Origin of the sequence: Spirosoma sordidisoli, from assembly GCF_004138325.1 — a bacterium.
Lineage (GTDB): Bacteria > Bacteroidota > Bacteroidia > Cytophagales > Spirosomataceae > Spirosoma > Spirosoma sordidisoli.
In genome coordinates, this window is the sequence record NZ_SBLB01000007.1 from 187025 (window position 1) to 206133 (window position 19109).

A 19109-nucleotide genomic window follows, 5' to 3' on the forward strand; every position below is an offset into this window, starting at 1 on the left:
GTAAATGGTTCTTTCGGCGGGTGTTATCATCTAACGAACCACAATAGAATGAGCCAGAAAATTCGCATTAAGCTGAAGTCGTTCGATCACATGCTGGTCGACAAGTCAGCCGAGAAGATCGTAAAAGCGGTCAAATCAACGGGTGCTATCGTGAGCGGGCCCATCCCCCTGCCTACCGATAAAGAAATTTATACCGTACTGCGGTCGCCCCACGTGAACAAGAAAGCGCGGGAGCAGTTCCAGCTTTGCACCTACAAACGCCTGGTCGATATCTACAGCAGCAGCGCTAAAACCGTTGATGCCCTGATGAAACTCGAACTGCCCAGTGGCGTCGACGTAGAAATCAAAGTCTAACGGTAGTTGCGCATGGCTTAGCAGGCCGCAAGTACGAAACCAGTTCTGGTTCGGGCTTGCGGCTTTTTGCTAATCAATTATTCTATATTTTAGTTGAATTATACGCCCGGCTAACCTGTTTCCCGTGTAGATCGTCGGTTTCCGGAACTGTATCCGGGCCGGTCTGGCCAACGTCATCTTCTTTGTCATGCACAACGTCATTCAGCTACTGCCCGACTCGATTGCCAACCAGATTGCGGCTGGTGAAGTGGTGCAGCGGCCGGCCTCGGTCGTGAAAGAACTGCTGGAGAACTCGGTCGATGCTAAGGCGAAATCTATTCAGGTCATCATTCGGGAAGCTGGTCGTAACCTGATTCAGATCGTTGACGACGGCCTGGGCATGACCGAAACCGACGCCCGCATGAGCTTCGAGCGGCACGCTACCTCCAAGATTCGCACGTCGGATGATCTGTTCCGGATTCGGACCATGGGCTTTCGGGGCGAAGCGCTGGCGTCTATCGCAGCCGTGGCGCAGGTTGAGATGCGGACGCGCCGGGCCGACGACGAACTCGGCACGCTGATTCGTATAGAAGGCTCGGATATAAAAGCGCAGGAATCGATCTCGTGCCTGCCCGGTACAAACCTGCTCATCAAGAACCTGTTTTTCAACGTACCTGCCCGGCGTAATTTTCTGAAGTCGAACTCGGTCGAGATGCGCCACATCCTCGACGAGTTTCAGCGGGTGGCGCTGGCCAATCCGGAAGTGGCGTTCTCGCTCTTCCACAACGATCAGGAAATCTACAACCTGCCCGCGGGGAAGCTGAGTCGGCGTATTGTCGACATGTTTGGCAAGAACTACCGCGAGCAGCTTAACTTCTGCGAAGAAAAAACACCCTACGTCACCGTACACGGGTATATCGGAAAACCGGAGTCGGCCAAGAAGGCGCGTAACGAGCAGTTTTTCTTTGTCAACAACCGCTACATCAAGCACAACTACCTGCACCACGCGGTAGTGGGGGCGTATGAGGGAACCCTGCCCGAGGGAAGCCATCCGTTTTATGTCCTGTTTATCGAGATCGACCCGTCGCATATCGATATTAACATCCACCCGACTAAAACCGAAATCAAGTTCGACGACGAGCGGTCGGTTTATGCCATCATGATGGCGGCCGTTCGGAAAGCGGTCGGGTTGTATAACCTGTCGCCCTCGCTCGACTTCGATTCGGACGTTAACTTTCTGTCGGGCGCCCGTCCGGGCAGCGCCCCGGCCGGGCCAGCCAGCAAAACCCCCGACAGCGGTTCACTGCCCAAACCGATTACCCCGTCCTGGGCAACCGACAAGGCGGCTTCCCGGCCTGCTTCGTCCCCGGCTACCGAACGCCCTTCGCTCCGCAACGAATCGCTCGACCGGGCGGCTGGCAGTAGCTTCGACATGCCCCGCAGCTCGGCCAGTACCCGCTCGTCGGTCAATAACTGGCAGGCGCTGTACGAAGGCGTTGCGGGCGCCGACACGCCCGCCCGTACCGAATCGACACCCGAACCCACCGGCGACTGGCTGGGCCCTGCCCAGACACCACCGCCACTGGCCGAGCAGCCCGTTACGCTGAGTAGCCGCGCCAACCAGCTTCAGGTGCCCGTCGAGACCGACGAATCGGCAGTGCCGGTCGGTGTGGAGGGCGATAACATCATGCAGCTGCAAAATCGGTATCTGCTGGCTCCGGTCAAGTCGGGCATGGTGCTGATTGATCAACGGCGCGCCTATGAGCGAATCCTGTACGACCAGTTCCATTCGGCGCTGACCAAACGGAGCGGGTCGTCGCAGCAGCTGCTGTTTCCGAAAACCGTTACCCTATCGCCCGTTGACTGCCAGCTGGCGCTCGACCTGCGCGACGACCTGATGAGTCTCGGCTTCGAATTTGACGAGCTGGGGCAGAACACGCTGGTGATCCGGGGCGTACCGGCCCTGACAACCGGCGAAAACGAAGAAGAATTGTTTGCCAACCTATTGGCCCAGATCCGGGTCGATACAGGGCGGCTCAAGCTGGACCGCGTCGAGTCCATGGCCCGGTCGCTGGCCCGACGGTCGTCGCAGCGGCATGTATCACGACTCAGTGTAACCGAACGCAAAGCGCTGATAGACCAACTATTTGCGTCAACGAATCCGAGCTATACACCAACCGGCGAGCCGGTTACCGTTGTGCTGACGTTGGATAAGATTGCGGGACTTTTTCGATGAGAAATGGGTTACTTTGAGTAAATTGTCCCTAGAAGATGTTTGCTTTTACGCCGGTTGTTCGTGCTTTACTGATTCTTAATGTCCTGGTTTTCATCGTCACGAACGATGCCATTATTAGTCAGTTTGGATTACACTCGTTCCTGTCGGATCGATTCAATCCCATTCAGTTGCTCACGCACATGTTCCTGCATGGCGGGTTCAACCACATTTTGAGTAACATGATTGGTCTGATCGTGTTTGGACCGATGCTGGAACGATACTGGGGGGCGCGCCGATTCACGTTTTTTTATTTTTTCTGCGGCATCGGAGCGGCTCTTTTATTTTCCGGCATAAACTACTTCGAAATTCGCGACGTATATGAGTCGGTCCGGGACTACCGGGCCAATCCGACACCCGCGGGTTTTATTGCGTTCGTTGACACACAGGCGCAGTCGTTCTACGATCAGGCAGCCGCGTTTATCGATCGCTTCGAGCAGCAGCCGACAAACCCGCAACTGATAGACGGTAGCCTTCAGATTGTCAATCGGTTGTATCAGGAACAGGTCGACCAGCCAATGGTTGGGGCGTCGGGTGCAATATTTGGTGTAATCATGGGATTTGGGCTGTTGTTTCCGAACACTCAGCTATTTTTATTGTTTCCACCTATACCGATCAAAGCCAAATACCTCGTTATCTTTTACGGGGCTGTTGAAGTCTACTCGGGTTTGTATCGGGCACAAAGTGACAACGTAGCGCACTTCGCCCATATTGGTGGTATGCTATTTGCATTTATACTGGTGAAATACTGGGGTTCACAACGAAAAACGTTTTATTAGTGATGAGCGGGTTGTTAGATGATTTTCGGAGCGAATTCAATAAGCCCAACAATACGTTGGTGCAATTGATATTGGTCAATACTGTCGTATTTCTGGTACTGCTGTTGTCGAAAGTTGGTTTGACTATGGCAGACCGGCTGCCGTTCTATTATCTGGTTCGGGAGCAGATCATGATTCCGGGTGAGATCAATGCGTTCCTGCATAAACCCTGGACGCTGTTCACCTATTTCTTCGCTCATGACGAAATTTTCCATATCCTGTACAACATGCTCTTTTTGTACTGGTTTGGCCGGCTCATCGACGAATACCTGGGTAACCGCCGGCTGATCGGGCTATACTTTATGGGCGGTATTGCCGGTGGTCTGCTCTACCTGCTGATGTACAACACGGTGCCTTACTTCCAGAACCAGTCCGATACGGCCCGTATGCTGGGTGCGTCGGCCGCTGCGTTCTCGGTGGCGGTAGGGGCTGCCACACTGCTGCCGAATTACACATTTCACCTGCTTTTCTTCGGTCCTGTCCGGATCAAATACATCGTCTTTTTCTTCATCATTTTGTCAGTAGCCCAGTCGGCGGGGTCCAACGCCGGTGGCAACCTGGCTCACCTCGGCGGGGCGCTGATGGGCTTCATGTACGTGAAGATGCTGCAGAACGGAACCGACCTCGGGCGACCGATTTACTGGATTGCCGATGGCTGGAGCAACCTGCTGAAGCCGAAACCAGCCGTAAAAGTGTCGTACCGCCAGCGGAGCAACGCCAACACCCAGGCCAGCACCTACGCGGCTGCCGGCACCTCGTCGTCAACCCTGTCTACTCCCGATCAGGATGAAGTAGACACTATCCTGGATAAGATATCGCGCTCGGGTTACGAAAGCCTGACCCGGGAAGAAAAACAAAAGCTCTTCCGGGCCAGCCAGCGAAATTAAACGACCGCTTTGTATCGGTGTTTCTCCTACCCGGGTTCTATTGCCCTTACGAATCGAAGCCTCCGTTCACTACGTATGTATGCAGACGGCCGGGCTTCGATTTTTCATAATTGGCAAATTTAGTCGTACTTTCGCACCCCCAGTGGATGAGCAAACAGCCGAAGGAAACATTGTACTTTGTACGTTTGTTGTTGTGAGACAGACGTTTTTCTGCTACCTACCATGCTGATTACCCCCGGCCCCCTGTTAGCCACCGTTAACACGCCTGATGATCTTCGCAAGCTCAGCAAGACCCAGCTCCCGCAACTTGCCGACGAACTCCGCCAATTCATTATCGACGATGTGTCGGTCTATGGTGGCCATTTCGGGGCCAGCCTGGGCGTGGTTGAGCTGACTGTTGCCCTGCATTACGTCTTCAATACACCCGACGACCAGCTGATCTGGGACGTAGGTCACCAGGCCTACGGACACAAGATTCTGACCGGTCGGCGGGATCGCTTCCATACCCAGCGGTTCTACAAAGGCCTGTCGGGCTTTCCCAAGCGAAAAGAGAGCGCGTACGACGCGTTTGGTGTCGGGCACTCCTCAACCTCCATCTCGGCAGCGCTGGGCATGGCGGTGGCTTCGCAGCTTCAGGGAAATACCGAGCGGAGCCACATTGCGGTTATCGGCGATGGCGCCCTGACCGCGGGTGAGGCTTTCGAGGGCATGAACCATGCCGGCGCTACCGACAGCAATCTGCTTATTGTCCTCAACGACAACTGCATGAGCATAGACCCCAACGTGGGCGCGCTTCGGGAGTACCTGACCGACATTACGACATCGCAGACGTATAACAAGGTCAAAGACGAGATCTGGAATCTGCTGGGCAAAATGGACAAGCTCGGCAAAACGGCCCAGGAACTGGTATCGCAGGTGCAGTCGGGCATCAAGAGTTCGCTGCTGGAACAGAGCAACCTGTTCGAGTCGCTCCACCTCCGCTATTTTGGCCCGATCGACGGACACGATATCGATCATCTGGTCAGTGTGCTCGATGATCTGAAACATATTCCCGGTCCCAAGCTGCTGCACGTGCTGACGGTCAAGGGAAAAGGATATGCTCCTGCCGAGAAAGACCAGACCAAATGGCACGCGCCCGGTCTGTTCGATAAGGTGACGGGGGTGATCCAGAAAAAAGTATACGATACGCCCCAGCCGCCCAAGTACCAGGACGTGTTCGGCAATACGCTGGTCGAGCTGGCTCAACAAAATCCGCGCGTCGTGGGCGTTACGCCAGCTATGCCCTCGGGTTCATCCATGAATATCATGATGAAGGCCATGCCCGACCGCGCCTTCGACGTCGGTATTGCCGAGCAGCATGCCGTTACGTTCTCGGCTGGTATGGCAACGCAGGGCGAAGTAGTGTTCTGTAACATCTACTCGACCTTCATGCAGCGGGCCTATGATCAGGTTATCCACGACGTTTGTATTCAGGAGCTGCCGGTTATCTTCTGCCTCGACCGCGCCGGTTTTGCCGGTGCCGACGGGCCAACGCACCACGGTGCCTATGACCTGGCCTACATGCGCTGTGTTCCCAATATGATCGTGGCCGCACCCATGAACGAGCAGGAGCTGCGGAACATGATGTTCACGGCGGCATCGGACGAGGTTCAGCAGGGTAAACAGGCCTTTACGATCCGGTACCCACGGGGCGAAGGCGTTATGCCCGACTGGCGCACACCGTTCGAGAAACAGGTGGTGGGCAAAGGCCAGATGATCCAGGACGGAGAGGATGTAGCTATTCTGACCATCGGTCATATCGGAAACTACGCCATTCAGGCCACGCAGATGCTGGCTAAAGAAGGTGTCAAACCGGCGCATTTCGACATGCGTTATGTAAAGCCCCTCGATGAAGAGCTGCTCCACCAGATCTTCAACCGCTTCGATCGGATCGTTACCGTCGAGGATGGCTGCGTTATGGGTGGGTTTGGCAGCGCCGTGCTGGAGTTTATGGCCGAGCATGGCTACATGGCCCGCGTGAAGCGGCTGGGTATCCCCGACGCGGTTATCGAACACGGCGAACAGATTGAACTACACCGCGAGTGCGGCTTCGACCCGGCCGGTATTGCCGAAGCCGTTCGTGAACTGCTGTTTACAGGTCGGCCGGTCGTCGTATAAGAGTTATTATCAGCAACACGGGTTGAACCGATCAGACCGATTGGTACGGAAACCATAGCCGTTCTAATCCGTCTGATGGGTTCGGCCCGTGTTTGTGTCGTTTATAGACCTATGAAAGTTTTCAAGTTTGGGGGTGCGTCGGTAAAAGACGCGGCCGGCGTGCGTAATCTGGCCGATATTGTTCAGGCCCAGGGTCAGGGTGCCGTTGTGGTTATTTCGGCCATGGGTAAAACAACCAACGCACTCGAAGAAGTGGTGCGGGCCTACATGAACCGGCAGGCCGACGAGCTGCAGCGACAACTGCAAATCCTGCAAACCTACCACGAGTCGATCATGGGTGAGCTGGCAGGGGGCGATTTCTCGGCTGTTCACCAGACCCTCCGTACGCTGTCCGACTACCTCCGCCGGCCGCCATCGGCCCGGTATGACGAGACCTACGACCAGATCGTATCGATAGGGGAGTTACTCTCGACGCAGATTGTAGCTGCTTACCTGAGTCATATCGGATTACCGGTTCGGTGGGTCGATGCACGTGAAGTGGTTCGTACTGACGCCACTTTCCGCGAAGGACGGGTAGACTGGGACGCCACCCAGCAACGTATAGTGAAAACCGTAAAGGGTCCGGTGACAACCATTACCCAGGGATTCATTGGGCAGACGGGTTCGCCCGACGGGACCGGCTACCGTACAACGACACTCGGCCGCGAAGGATCCGACTATACAGCCGCTATTTTTGCCTACTGCCTCGATGCCGAAAGCGTAACGATCTGGAAAGACGTACCGGGCGTACTCAACGCTGACCCCAAATATTTTGACGAGACAGTGCTGCTCGAGAAGCTGACTTACCAGGATGCTATCGAACTGGCGTATTACGGCGCGACGGTTATTCACCCCAAAACGATGAAACCGCTGCAGAACAAAGGGATTCCGTTGTACGTACGATCGTTCGTACAGCCCGGCGCGCCAGGTACGATGATCGGCAATGTAGAGCAGCGACTCACCACCCCGTCGTTTATCTTCAAAGTAAATCAGGTTTTGATTTCGCTGCACCCGAACGATTTCTCGTTCATAGCCGAAGATAACCTGAGCCGGATATTCGGACGGTTTGCGCAGGTAGGGGTAAAAATAAACCTGATGCAGAACACGGCCATCAGCTTCTCGGTGGTGGTCGACAACAACCCCGACCGGTTGCCAGCCTTACTGACGGTGCTGCGGCAGGATTTCCGGGTAACCTACAACGACGGGCTGGAGCTGATCACGATCCGGCACTACGACCAGCCGACCATCGACCGCGTACTGGTCGATAAGAAACTGCTGCTGGAGCAAAAAAGCCGCTATACGGCGCAACTGGTTGTAAAGAACCTGTAAGAGAGAGAATCAACACACCCCGTCAGAATTTGGGGCAGGGCAGTTTCTTGCTGCGTTTCCGTACGCCAGCACGACGACCTTCGGGTTTCTCGAAAATGTACGACAGCGACAGTTCGTGCGAGCCTCCGCTGTTGCCGAGCGTCGATACGGTCACGTCATAGCTGTAGCCAATGGAGAACTGGTCCATGCGGTAGCCAGCCAGCAGCGCCAGCGCATCGTGGTTGTTGATGGTCTGGTTGTACTTCTTGAACGGAATGCCGCGGTAGTAGGCACCGACTGTCAGCGGGGCATAGGTCAGGTAAGCGCCCAGATCCAGCTGGTCATATTTGCCCTGAAACTTGTAAAGAATCACCGGCGAGAAGCTGATTTCGCGGTCCTGCTCGTCGGCCAGTCCCGTGAAGCCCATCAGCGGAATACGCAGCCCGGCGTGAATACTGCCCTTCATGGGTAACCGATCCTGACCGCCAACAAAAAATCCCTGGTCGGGGCGGTTGATGTGGTGAGCCGCAGCGCCAATCCAGAACCAGTCGGAATAGAAAAGCCCGCCCGTTGAGAAGTCGACGTATTTGTTGCGGGGCATACCACCCTGTAAGGTCGGATCGCCCGATACGCTGCCGGTAATGAAGCCCCGGTCGGTGAACTGATCGCCGGTTGTCAAACCAAAGTAGTTGATATTCCGGTTAACATAGGAGCCTTGCAACCCTAACCGCATAAAAGAGGTCTCACTAACCTGGAACTGGTAAGCATATTGCAGGCCAATTTCTGTCGACTGGATGCGGCCCTGGCCCTGATTATCGTTCATGATCAGCAAACCGACGCCACTGTTGAAGCGGTCGATGTAATGATCCACACCAACCATGCTGGTTACGTAGTTCGTGATAGCAGGCCACTGGTTCCGGTAGTTGGCGGTGATGCGCGGAGCCAGCGCCGACCCGGCAAACGCTGGATTCAGATACTGCGGGGCCGCATAGAACTGCGTAAACTGCGGGTCCTGCGCAACGGCCAGCCGGGCGAGGGCCAGCGCCCACAACATCAGTACGTATTTCTTACTCATATGGATTAACTCGGGCAAAGAATGGGCCAATTTTTAGACTTGCAACGCTGGCAGCGAAAAACCAGTATTAGGGGCGGAAACAGCCTATAAAATTAGTCGGTTTCATTGCCCTTTAACGGCCAACAGGCGATAAAATTTTAGAGCAACTGCTTCGTTTATACTAACGTAATGCCCCCGTTGTCTGTTATGTGGAGGGTTGAATTTGAGTAGAGCGGGCTTTTCAGTGATCATACATGTATACGTCTAATGGGTTTACTCGGTTTGCCGGCCTCTGGCTGGTGCTGTTTCTGCTGGCAGGACTGACAACAGCCCTGGCGCAGCGGGGATTTAGCGTGAGTGGCAAAGCCTGTGTTCCCGATCAGGAGTGTAAGGCCGATTCGCTGCTGTTTACCGATAGTGTCAGTACCGGCGTAACGACCCGGGTCTGGAATTTTGGCGATGGCGGATCGTCGCTGACTACACAGAATAGTACGTTTGCCCGTCATGTCTACCAGACCGCTGGTACTTATACGGTTACTCTGACCCGAACGCTTAGCGGCACAGTTACCCAAACCGTAGAGCGACTGATCACCATCAATAACCGGCCCCAGCCTTTTGCCAGCTGGCGAACCGATACGACCATCTGTATCGGCGAACGAATCACCCTCGATCCCTACGCGAGCGGCCCCCCGCCTTCGGGCTACAAATTTCTCTGGTACCCCAAAGGCGATACGACCCAGACTATACAGGTCGATAGCTCGGGTTGTTATTCTGTCGAAGCCATCGACCCCAATACGGGCTGCTCGTACCAGGACCGAATCAACGTGTCGGTCTGTGGTGAACGGCCGCAGTCGCAGGGGGTGAAATGGTACTTTGGTCAGAACGCCGGACTCGACTTTGCCGGGGGCGGCAATCCGGAACCGATCGAAGACGGAACCCTAAATACCATCGAAGGCTCGTCGTCCATTGCTAATACCAAAGGCATACTGCTGTTCTACACCGACGGAATAACCGTATACGGCAAAGACGGCAAACCACTCAAGTCGCTGGACCCGCGCGACTCGTCGGCTACGGCTACGCCCATTCCGCTGGGAGGTAATAAAAACTCTACCCAATCGGCGCTCATCGTTCCCAAACCCACCTGCCGGGGCTGCGAGTACCTGTATTACATCTATACCACCTCGGAGGTGCGCGGCCAGAAACAGCTGACCTACAGCATTGTCGATATGCGGCAGAATGGCGGTAAAGGAGCCGTTGTCCAGAAAAACATTCCGGTTACCGAGCCGGGCAAAGGCACCGAGCAATCGGCCTCGGTCCGCAACGACCGCGACTCTACCTACTGGGTCATCACCCGCGTTTTCGGTACCAATCAGTTTGAAGTCCGACACCTGACCCGCGAAGAAAATCCGTCTGTAAAGACCTTCACTGGCGGACAAACGCTCGACTCACTGGCCAACGCCGAAGGCTACATCAAGATCGGCCCGGCCGATACGACCGGTGGGAACGCAGGCAACCGGCCCATGGCGGTCGTGGTACCCGGCCCACCCAAAAACTCCGTCGATCTGTTCACCTTCAACGATTCGACGGGTAACCTGACCTTCGATCGAACGATCGATCTTGGGCCAGCCCCGCCCAAAGCCTACGGGGTCGAGTTCTCGCCCGACGGCAAAAGCCTGTACGTAACCATGCTGGCCGATACCAACGCCGATGGAAGCCAGAAGGGCTCGTCGTACATTCTTAAATACGACCTTAACCTGCGCGACTCGCTGCTGACCCGATCCCGAACGGTGGTAGACAGCAGCACCACCCGGCAGTATGGCTCCATCCAGATCGGTCCCGATGGTCGGATCTACGTAGCCATTCAGGGCAGCAGCTCGCTGGGCACCATCGAGAATCCGAACGGCGGTCTGCTCGACAGTTTGCGGTTCAACCCCGAGGGGCAGTCGCTGGGCGGCAAAACCAGTCAGCTGGGTCTGCCCAACCTGGTGGCCAACTTCAACGATCCGTCAAACGGGCCGGGCTTCACCTATGCCGACACCTGCGCCAACCAGCCAACCGTTTTTCAGGCCAGTCCGAACTGTCCGAAGCTGAAAGAAACGTATACCTGGAACTTCGGCGACGGCAGCGCCCCCGTTTCGACCACGGCCCTGCAGCCGCAAACCCATACGTACCGACAACCGGGCGATTATTCGGTCAGCCTCCGGATCGTTACCCAGCTCAGCAACGGCCGCGGTATCTGTAAAGACACGACCATTACCGATACCATCACGATTGTTGAAACGCCACCCGATATAAACCTGGGCGCCGATACGGCCATCTGTAACAAAAAAGGTCTGACGCTCGATCTGAAAGTGGAGGCTAAACTGTACGTCTGGCTCGTAAACGGGCGCGTGGCGGGCAGGCAAAAGACCCTGACCCTGACCCGACCGGGCTTCTACGACGTGGTAGGTATTGCAGCCAACGGAGGCTGTTTCAAGACCGATACCATCGAAGTGCAGATCCGGCCGGTTCCCTCGCTCGACCTGGGTCCCGACACCGTGTTCTGCTACCGATCGGCCGTGACGCTGACGGTGCCGCAGATGCGCTGGACCCAGTTCCAGTGGAGCAACGGCAGCACGGAACGAAATTCACAGGTGTCGCGGGCGGGTACGTACTTCGTTACGGCTAAAGACAACATCGGCTGCGAAAATTCCGATACGATTCAGGTCAACGAACTGCCAAAGATCACGCTTCGTGCCGCCCTGACCGGCCCCACCGCCTGTACTACGGCCAACGGCACCATTGAGCTGACAGCCAGCCCGGTAGGCAGCTATACCTACGTCTGGAGTGGCGGGGCGGGCGCTACCCTGCCCGCTACGATCAACCGCATAACCGGTCTGCCCGAAGGGAATTACGCCGTAACGGCCACCGACACCGTGTATGGTTGTGAAGCCGACAGCTCCTTTACGCTCCGGTCGCCGATCAATCAGCTGGCTATCTCGCCCACGGTACGCGATGCGCTCTGTAGCCAGCCTAACAGCGGTACAATCAGTCTGCGGGTTACGGGCGGTACCGCCACCGCCTACGTCTGGCTGGATCGGAGCAACAATCCGGTATCGACCAGCGCCGTATTCAACACGGCTGCGCCGGGCGTTTATCAGGTGCAGGTGACCGACCAGAACGGGTGTAAAGCCAGTCTCGACAGCATAGCCGTCGGGCTCGACAGTACCGGCTTTGCCCGACTTGGTCCCGATACGCTCAAGTGTCTGGGCAATCCGGTTACGCTGGCTCCGCGCGAGGGCGATGTACCGGGCAACGTATACCAGTGGAGTACGGGCGCTACCTCGCCAACCATCTCGGTCACCCAGCCGGGCGCTTACAGCCTTGTGGTGCGCAACACGCAGAACGGTTGCGTCGGCCGCAGCTCGGTCCGCGTCGGCGATCGGCCACCCCCGCAGTTCTCGCTCACCCGCGAAGCCTCCTTATGTGAAGGCGACCAGGGCATTGTTCAGCTATCGGCAGGCGGAGCACCGACGCTGCGGTACCGCTGGCTCAGTCCGCGAACCGATACGACCCAGCGGATTACCGTCAGTCGCGCCGGCGACTATAGCGTGCGCGTAACCGACGTACAGGGCTGTACGGCCGTAGGCACCTCGCGGGTGCTGAATCTGTGCGAACCGCGTGTCAACGTGCCGGATGCCTTCACGCCCAACAACGACGGGGTAAACGACCAGCTTCAGGTCTTCACCGCCTACGTGATCGAGTACGAGTTCAAGGTCTATAACCGCTGGGGTGAAGTGATCTTCGTGAGCAACAGTCCGGAGCAGCGATGGGACGGAACTTACAAAGGAACGATGTACCCGGCCATGGTTTATCCGTATACGGTAACGTACAAAAGTGAGTCGTTTCCGGACCGCGGAAAGATGGTAAAACGGGGTACTGTAATGGTCATTCGCTAGCGGAAATACGGGCTTTTTTTCGTAAATTTGAAGGAAAGGCCCCGCCCGAATACCCCGACTTTTCGGGTCGAAACGGGCGGGGTCTGTACGGAAAAAAACTATGCGAAACGACTTTCTGAAAGGCTCTACCGACGGCATGACCGCCACCGATAAGGAGATCGAACGGGCGCTCCGGCCGCTCTCGTTCTCCGACTTCACGGGCCAGGCCAAAATACTCGACAACCTGGAAGTGTTTGTGCGGGCGGCTCAGCAGCGGGGCGACGCGCTCGACCACGTGCTGCTGCACGGCCCGCCGGGCCTGGGTAAAACCACCCTGTCGCACATCGTAGCCAATGAGCTGAACGCCAATATCAAGATGACCTCCGGGCCCGTGCTCGACAAGCCTTCCGACCTGGCCGGGTTGCTGACCAACCTTCAGCCCAACGACGTGCTGTTCATCGACGAGATACACCGGCTCAACCCCATCGTGGAGGAGTATCTGTACTCGGCCATGGAAGACTATAAAATCGACATCATGCTCGACTCGGGCCCGAACGCCCGTACGGTACAGATCAAGCTGAATCCGTTTACGCTGATCGGCGCTACGACCCGCGCCGGTATGCTTACGGCACCCCTGCGCGCCCGCTTCGGCATCAGCTGCCGGCTCGAATACTACGACGCCCGGCTGCTGACCAGTATCGTGCAGCGCTCGTCGGCTATTCTGGGAACGCCGATCGATGAAATGGGGGCCTATGAGATTGCCCGTCGGAGCCGCGGTACACCGCGTATTGCCAACAACCTGCTCCGCCGTACCCGCGACTTTGCGCAGGTAAAAGGCAACGGTTATATCAACGTAGAGATTGCCGAGATTGCCCTGAGCGCGCTCGAAGTCGACCAGAACGGACTCGACGATATGGACAACCGGATTCTGTCGACCATTATCGAAAAGTTCAAGGGCGGCCCCGTAGGCCTGTCTACCATCGCAACAGCCTGTGGCGAAGAGTCTGAAACCATCGAGGAGGTATATGAGCCATTCCTGATTCAGGAAGGCTTTCTGAAGCGAACGGCGCGTGGCCGGGAAGCCACCGAAAAAGCCTATATCCACCTGGGGGTTGTACCCAACTACAAGACTGGCGATCTGTTCGGGTAAGCCCGGTACTGCATAGCCAAACGGTCGCCAGGAGCGGGACAGTCCAGCAACTTGTCCCGCTCCTGGCGACCGTTTGGCTTCTGCGAGGCTACGTTGTAATGGATAGCCTGCAAATGCCTAGTTCAGAATTTTACTCTTGTAAATGCAGTCAATGACGTCAGAGACTGCCGAGTCAACCAGAAAATAGTAGATGTTTTTGCCGCTGCGCCGGATGTCCAGTATGCCTTTATCGCGCATGTTGATCAGGTGGTGCGAAATCAGCGACTGTTCGGCATTCAGGTTTTTGTAAATGGTTGACACATTTAGTTCGGTACTCTCGTTCAACATCTGAATGATTTTGATACGCAGCGGATGAGCCACCGCTTTGAGTACATATGCGGCTTTGTCTATGCGCTTTTCATCGTCCATTACTTTGTCTGTAGCCATGATTTTATAGTACAACGAATGCCCTCTAATGTTGAAAAGATAGGTTAAATTCAAACGGCTCGCTCGAATAAGCCCTTGAACGTGAGTAGTATTTATTTAATGGTTGGTTCTCTAATCCTATTTTATAATGTAAGCTTGTTGATTATTATATGATTTCTTTAAAAGGTATACTACCCAACTATATACTTAGGCGAATATGATAGTTATACACAAACGTAGAGGTGAGTCAGTTAGCCGGTTTATTGCCGCGCCAGCCAATCAGAAAAACGCCGGTCAAAACCAGTAAGGTGCCCACCATCTGTTGCCAGCTTATTCTTTCCTGAAGGATAGTGGTTGACAGAACGATGGTGAAAATAGGGCCTATGCTACCAATGATGGAGGTGTTGCCGGAGCCGACCCGCCTGATGCCTTCGGCCATCATAAAGGTAGGGATTACGGTAACGAAGATGCCCATGCCCAGCCCAAGCGCGTAGACGGGCCAGGGGTAACCGCCCAGCTGCAGCCCGTTCTCCAGGGCGCAGTGCAGCACCGTCGGTACCGTAGCCGCCATCATCGCATAACAGGTAAAGCGCTGCGGACCAACGCCCACAATGACCCGATCGCTGCCTACGAGGTAGATAGCGTAGACCAGCCCGCTCAGCACCACCCAGAACCCGCCCAGCAGCACATTGGTCTGCCGGGTCGTTTCAATGTTGCCTACAAACGCGACCAGGATACCCGCGTAGGTCAGTAACAGAGCCAGCAGCTGAAGCCGGGTTACCCGCCGGCCAAACCCCAGCGCATTCATCAGCAATACGAAGGTGGGGTAGGTGAAGAGCAGAATGCGTTCCAGGCTGGCCGTAATGTAGACCAGACCCAGAAAGTTGAAGAAGCTGGCGAGGTAGTATCCCGTAATGCCCAGGATGGCCAGTAACCCCCACTGCCGCCCCGACAGCGAAGGGGCCGGTGCCATACGCGACAGATGCACAGCAATGCCTATGTAGAAAGGCAGCGCAAAGAGCATCCGGAGCGTCAGCAACGAAATGGAATCGATCGAATACTGATAGGCCAGCTTGATCAGGATACCTTTACAGGCAAAACAGAAGGCCGACAGAAAGACCAGCAAAAAGCCGATCCATGACGATCGGCTGGTACTGGTCGGCCGGACCCTTTTGTGTTGAACAGACATGCGTGAACCGGATAAACAAGTCGGCTTCGGAACAGGGTAACACAAACGAACATGGCCCGGCCGCGCCGGCGGCAGCGCACCCGGCTCCGTTACTTCTGGCGGAAAAACAGCGTCAGCGGTACCCCCTCAAAATCGAAGTGGGCGCGAAGCTTGTTTTCCAGAAAGCGCTGGTACGACTCGGGCACGTACTGGGGCAGGTTGCAGAAAAATACGAACGTTGGCGAAGGCGTCGGCACCTGTAGCATGTATTTGATCTTGACGTGCTTACCCTTCAGCGCCGGGGGCGGATAGGCTTCGATCTCGGGTTGCATGGCTTCGTTGAGTTTCGACGTGGCAATCCGTTTGCTCTTGTTTTCGTAGACCTCCATGGCCTTTTCCATGACCTGGAAAATGCGCTGTTTTTCGTGGACTGAAGCAAAGATGATGGGCAGGTAATCGATCGGCATCATCCGCGCAATCATCTCTTTCCGGAGAATATCGGCGGTACGGTGGTCTTTCTCGACGGCGTCCCACTTGTTGACCATAATCACTACGCCTTTTCGGGCTTTCACGGCCTGGCCAATGATGTTGAGGTCCTGCGCTTCGAGCCCCCGCGTGGCATCGAGCATGATGATACAAACGTCCGACTCTTCCATGGCCTTGAGCGACCGGAGGGTGGAGTAGAACTCTACATTGTCCTGAATACGCGCTTTCCGGCGGATACCGGCCGTGTCGGTCAGGATAAAATCTTTTCCGTAAGCCCGGTAGCGGGTGTTGATGGCGTCGCGGGTGGTGCCGGCAATGTCGGTTACGATGCTGCGCTCCTGCCCGGTCAGCACGTTCAGGAACGACGACTTACCCACGTTGGGGCGACCCAGAATAGCGATGCGCGGAATACCGGCGTCGGGATCTTCGACACCGGGCCCCTGAAAATGCTTGACCACTTCGTCGAGCAGGTCGCCGGTCCCGCTGCCGGTCATCGACGAAACCGGGTACGGCTCGCCCAGGCCCAACGCGTAAAACTCGGCCGCTCCCTGCGAGCGGTCTGAGGTTTCGGCTTTGTTGGCTACGACATAGACCGGTTTTTTGGTCCGGCGCAGCACGTCCGCAAAATCTTCGTCGAGGCCGGTAATGCCGGTCTGGGTATCAACCATAAACAACAGCACGGTCGACTCCTGAATGGCAATCTGGACCTGCTCCCGAATCGATTCTTCAAATACGTCGTCAGACCCGACAACATAGCCGCCCGTGTCGATAACGGTAAAGTAGCTGCCGTTCCACTCGGCGGTGCCGTAATGCCGGTCGCGCGTTACGCCCGACTGGTTATCCATGATAGCCTGCCGCTCTTCGATCAGGCGATTAAAAAAGGTAGACTTCCCCACATTGGGGCGTCCTACAATAGCAACGATATTAGCCATTTTTCTGAATGATGAATGATGAGTAATCGGCAACGAGTGGGTCGCAGGAACGCGGCCGCACTGATCAGTCCTAGCTCATCCTATTCGTCGTACCCCAGCCGCTTGAGCATACGCTCTTTCTGACGCCAGTCGGGTTCTACTTTTACGAATTGTTCGAGGAATACTTTTTTGCCGAAGAACCGCTCGAGTTCTTCGCGGGCCATGATACCCGTTTTCTTGATCATCTTACCGCCTTCGCCCAGCAGAATAGCCCGCTGGGTAGCCCGTTCGACCAGAATTTCGGACTGGATAACGATAATGTCTTCTTTCTCCTTGAAACCGATAATAACCACCTCGCTGCTGTACGGAACCTCTTTCTTATAGTTGAGGAATATCTTTTCGCGAATGATCTCCGACGCAAAAAACCGCTCGGGCTTATCGGTCAGTTCGTCTTTGGGGAAGTAGGGCGGGTGCTGGGGCAGGCGGCTGATGATTCCTTCGAACACCCGGTCGATGTTGAAGCCGTTCAGCGCCGAAATCGGCATAATCTCCTGCGCATTGAAGTTCTCCTGCCAGTACGTCATCTTCTCTTCAACCTGCTGCTGGGTAGCCTGATCAATTTTGTTGATCAGTAACAGGACGGGCACGTCTGATTTCTGGAGTCGGGCTATGACATCGTTTTCGTCATGCTGCTCAAAGATGTCGGTCACGAACAGGACTACATCAGCATCTTCGATCGAGCCGCGCACGAAGCTCATCATCGACTCATGCAGTTTGTACTGCGGCTTGATGATGCCCGGCGTGTCGGAGTAAACGAGTTGAAATTCCTGCCCGTTGTGGGTACCGTTCAGGATGCCCATGATGCGGTGACGCGTGGTCTGGGCCTTGGCCGTAATGATGCTCAGGCGTTCGCCAACGAGCTGGTTCATCAGGGTCGATTTGCCAACATTGGGTTTGCCCACAATGCTGACGAAGCCGGCCTTATGATCGGCCGGAAAATTTTCTACAGTCTCTGTACTCATACGAGGTGATCCCGCTGGCTTGATTACCAGCAGCTTTCTCTAACCAACCTTCCCCTTTCAAGAAACGTTTCAGAAAGGCGTAAACTTTTTTTTAACAAAGGTAGTTGTATTTACAGAAAGTCGCCGTACTTTTGCAGTCCAAACATCGCGGGATGGAGCAGTTGGTAGCTCGTTGGGCTTAAGGTTGTCAGCAATGACAACAGCAGTTGCAGAGTCAGTTCAGGTTGCAAGCACATTGTTGCCTGGCGAATGGAAAGATTCAGACTTTGTCAACTCTTGGGCGGTACCGGGGGAAACGCCGGTATGTTAACCTGCCAAATTCGGGGAAGCCGTTCGTGTGGTAATCCCGAGCCAAGCCGGAGCGAAAGTTCCGGAAGGTGTAGAGACTGAATGGTAGGCACCCTAACGTAGAGTCGAGGGTGAAGAGACAGTCCAGACTACAAACTCCGATAATTCGGAGGCAACGAAAGTTGTAGTGGTATGCATAACCCAAAGGTCGCTGGTTCGAGTCCAGCTCCCGCTACTAAGAAACCCCACTGAATTTCAGTGGGGTTTTTCTTTGCTTATGCTTTATTTGTCAACCAAACAGAAACGTAATGTTGACAAAGCAAAAGGGCGATATTGCCGAACAGGCTACTATCTTACAGGCCTTACGGCAAGGATGGGGCGTATGCAAACCAATTGGAGACCGCTTGCCCTATGACCTGGTGTTCGATGTAGATGGACAATTGATCAAAATTCAGGTTAAAAGTGCCTGGTTTGACGATAAGCGGGGTAACTACGTAGTTGATACGCGTAGAACGAAAACCAACCGGCGCGAAATGATCCGGGATACGTACTCGCCAACGGATTTCGACTTTGCAATCGTTTATATCGACTCACTCCACGTCTTCTACGTCATTCCTGTCCACTGCTTTATCGCTTACGGGTCTGAAATACATCTAGTCGAAACGGCTAAAAGACAACGAAAGCCCAAGTCAGCCACGTTTCGGGAAGCCTGGTCGCTATTAGAAGCTGCTTCGCTGAGTGGACTAGTTCAGGTAAAAACCAGCTAGGAGCGGTCTGCGCTGAAACGTTACCTTTCCTGGATCAGATCGTACCAGAGCGCGCTGAATAGAGCGTGGCGCCGGGTCTGACAGACGGGGGCCACAACATATGCCTGCATCGGGCAGTTATGGTAGT

General features: G+C 55.3%; 14 protein-coding genes. 9 read left to right on the forward strand and 5 right to left on the reverse strand.

Annotated elements, in window-relative coordinates:
* The first annotated feature begins 48 nt into the window (after positions 1–48).
* The 6 genes from rpsJ to EQG79_RS23365 all read left to right on the forward strand — a co-directional run bounded on the left by rpsJ (position 49) and on the right by EQG79_RS23365 (position 7835).
* Positions 49–354, forward strand: coding sequence for a 30S ribosomal protein S10 (rpsJ, locus tag EQG79_RS23340; protein WP_077922220.1), 306 nt, complete (start codon positions 49–51; stop codon positions 352–354).
* A 187-nt stretch (positions 355–541) separates the two neighbouring features.
* The gene (gene mutL, locus EQG79_RS23345; RefSeq protein WP_129604661.1) at positions 542–2569 is read left to right on the forward strand and encodes a DNA mismatch repair endonuclease MutL; all 2028 of its coding nucleotides are present in this window, start codon (positions 542–544) and stop codon (positions 2567–2569) included.
* A 35-nt stretch (positions 2570–2604) separates the two neighbouring features.
* Positions 2605–3384, forward strand: a complete 780-nt coding sequence (locus tag EQG79_RS23350; RefSeq protein WP_077922218.1) for a rhomboid family intramembrane serine protease — start codon at positions 2605–2607, stop codon at positions 3382–3384.
* A 2-nt stretch (positions 3385–3386) separates the two neighbouring features.
* Positions 3387–4310 carry a rhomboid family intramembrane serine protease gene (locus tag EQG79_RS23355; protein WP_077922217.1) on the forward strand — a complete coding sequence of 308 codons (924 nt, stop codon included), beginning with the start codon at positions 3387–3389 and terminating at the stop codon, positions 4308–4310.
* Between the two features lie 222 nt (positions 4311–4532).
* On the forward strand, positions 4533–6467 hold the full coding sequence (gene dxs, locus EQG79_RS23360; protein ID WP_129604663.1) for a 1-deoxy-D-xylulose-5-phosphate synthase: 1935 nt from the start codon (positions 4533–4535) through the stop codon (positions 6465–6467).
* A gap of 111 nt (positions 6468–6578) precedes the next feature.
* A complete protein-coding gene (locus EQG79_RS23365) occupies positions 6579–7835 on the forward strand; it encodes an aspartate kinase (protein ID WP_129604666.1) in 1257 nt (418 codons plus the stop codon).
* 22 nt (positions 7836–7857) lie between these two features.
* Here EQG79_RS23365 and EQG79_RS23370 read toward each other — a convergent pair whose 3' ends face one another.
* A complete protein-coding gene (locus EQG79_RS23370; RefSeq protein ID WP_077922214.1) occupies positions 7858–8889 on the reverse strand; it encodes a PorP/SprF family type IX secretion system membrane protein in 1032 nt (343 codons plus the stop codon).
* A gap of 233 nt (positions 8890–9122) precedes the next feature.
* Between EQG79_RS23370 and EQG79_RS23375 the strand changes: the two genes are divergently transcribed.
* Positions 9123–12806, forward strand: coding sequence for a PKD domain-containing protein (locus EQG79_RS23375; protein WP_240699433.1), 3684 nt, complete (start codon positions 9123–9125; stop codon positions 12804–12806).
* A gap of 100 nt (positions 12807–12906) precedes the next feature.
* Entirely contained in the window at positions 12907–13935 is a 1029-nt protein-coding gene (gene ruvB / locus EQG79_RS23380; protein ID WP_077922213.1) for a Holliday junction branch migration DNA helicase RuvB, read from the forward strand.
* A gap of 117 nt (positions 13936–14052) precedes the next feature.
* On the opposite strand, the gene EQG79_RS23385 is transcribed toward ruvB, so the two are convergent.
* From EQG79_RS23385 to era, 4 genes are all read right to left on the reverse strand, one after another.
* A complete protein-coding gene (locus EQG79_RS23385) occupies positions 14053–14361 on the reverse strand; it encodes an ArsR/SmtB family transcription factor (protein ID WP_077922479.1) in 309 nt (102 codons plus the stop codon).
* A gap of 226 nt (positions 14362–14587) precedes the next feature.
* Positions 14588–15529: a DMT family transporter gene (locus EQG79_RS23390; protein ID WP_129604668.1), complete on the reverse strand. Its 942-nt coding sequence runs from the start codon at positions 15527–15529 to the stop codon at positions 14588–14590.
* Positions 15530–15618: 89 nt separating this feature from the next.
* Positions 15619–16926, reverse strand: coding sequence for a ribosome biogenesis GTPase Der (gene der, locus EQG79_RS23395; protein ID WP_077922211.1), 1308 nt, complete (start codon positions 16924–16926; stop codon positions 15619–15621).
* An 80-nt stretch (positions 16927–17006) separates the two neighbouring features.
* Complete coding sequence (era, locus tag EQG79_RS23400) at positions 17007–17927, reverse strand: GTPase Era (protein ID WP_077922210.1); 921 nt, start codon at positions 17925–17927, stop codon at positions 17007–17009.
* A gap of 596 nt (positions 17928–18523) precedes the next feature.
* On the opposite strand from era, the gene EQG79_RS23405 reads away from it, so the two are divergent.
* Entirely contained in the window at positions 18524–18982 is a 459-nt protein-coding gene (locus tag EQG79_RS23405) for a group I intron-associated PD-(D/E)XK endonuclease (protein ID WP_129604671.1), read from the forward strand.
* Positions 18983–19109: the final 127 nt, after the last annotated feature.

Coding starts and splice junctions, on each gene's coding strand:
- rpsJ (WP_077922220.1), top strand. CDS start 49: ATGAGCCAGAAAATTCGCATTAAGCTGAAGTCGTTCGATCACATGCTG.
- mutL (WP_129604661.1), top strand. CDS start 542: ATGCACAACGTCATTCAGCTACTGCCCGACTCGATTGCCAACCAGATT.
- EQG79_RS23350 (WP_077922218.1), top strand. CDS start 2,605: ATGTTTGCTTTTACGCCGGTTGTTCGTGCTTTACTGATTCTTAATGTC.
- EQG79_RS23355 (WP_077922217.1), top strand. CDS start 3,387: ATGAGCGGGTTGTTAGATGATTTTCGGAGCGAATTCAATAAGCCCAAC.
- dxs (WP_129604663.1), top strand. CDS start 4,533: ATGCTGATTACCCCCGGCCCCCTGTTAGCCACCGTTAACACGCCTGAT.
- EQG79_RS23365 (WP_129604666.1), top strand. CDS start 6,579: ATGAAAGTTTTCAAGTTTGGGGGTGCGTCGGTAAAAGACGCGGCCGGC.
- EQG79_RS23370 (WP_077922214.1), bottom strand. CDS start 8,889: ATGAGTAAGAAATACGTACTGATGTTGTGGGCGCTGGCCCTCGCCCGG.
- EQG79_RS23375 (WP_240699433.1), top strand. CDS start 9,123: ATGTATACGTCTAATGGGTTTACTCGGTTTGCCGGCCTCTGGCTGGTG.
- ruvB (WP_077922213.1), top strand. CDS start 12,907: ATGCGAAACGACTTTCTGAAAGGCTCTACCGACGGCATGACCGCCACC.
- EQG79_RS23385 (WP_077922479.1), bottom strand. CDS start 14,361: ATGGCTACAGACAAAGTAATGGACGATGAAAAGCGCATAGACAAAGCC.
- EQG79_RS23390 (WP_129604668.1), bottom strand. CDS start 15,529: ATGTCTGTTCAACACAAAAGGGTCCGGCCGACCAGTACCAGCCGATCG.
- der (WP_077922211.1), bottom strand. CDS start 16,926: ATGGCTAATATCGTTGCTATTGTAGGACGCCCCAATGTGGGGAAGTCT.
- era (WP_077922210.1), bottom strand. CDS start 17,927: ATGAGTACAGAGACTGTAGAAAATTTTCCGGCCGATCATAAGGCCGGC.
- EQG79_RS23405 (WP_129604671.1), top strand. CDS start 18,524: ATGTTGACAAAGCAAAAGGGCGATATTGCCGAACAGGCTACTATCTTA.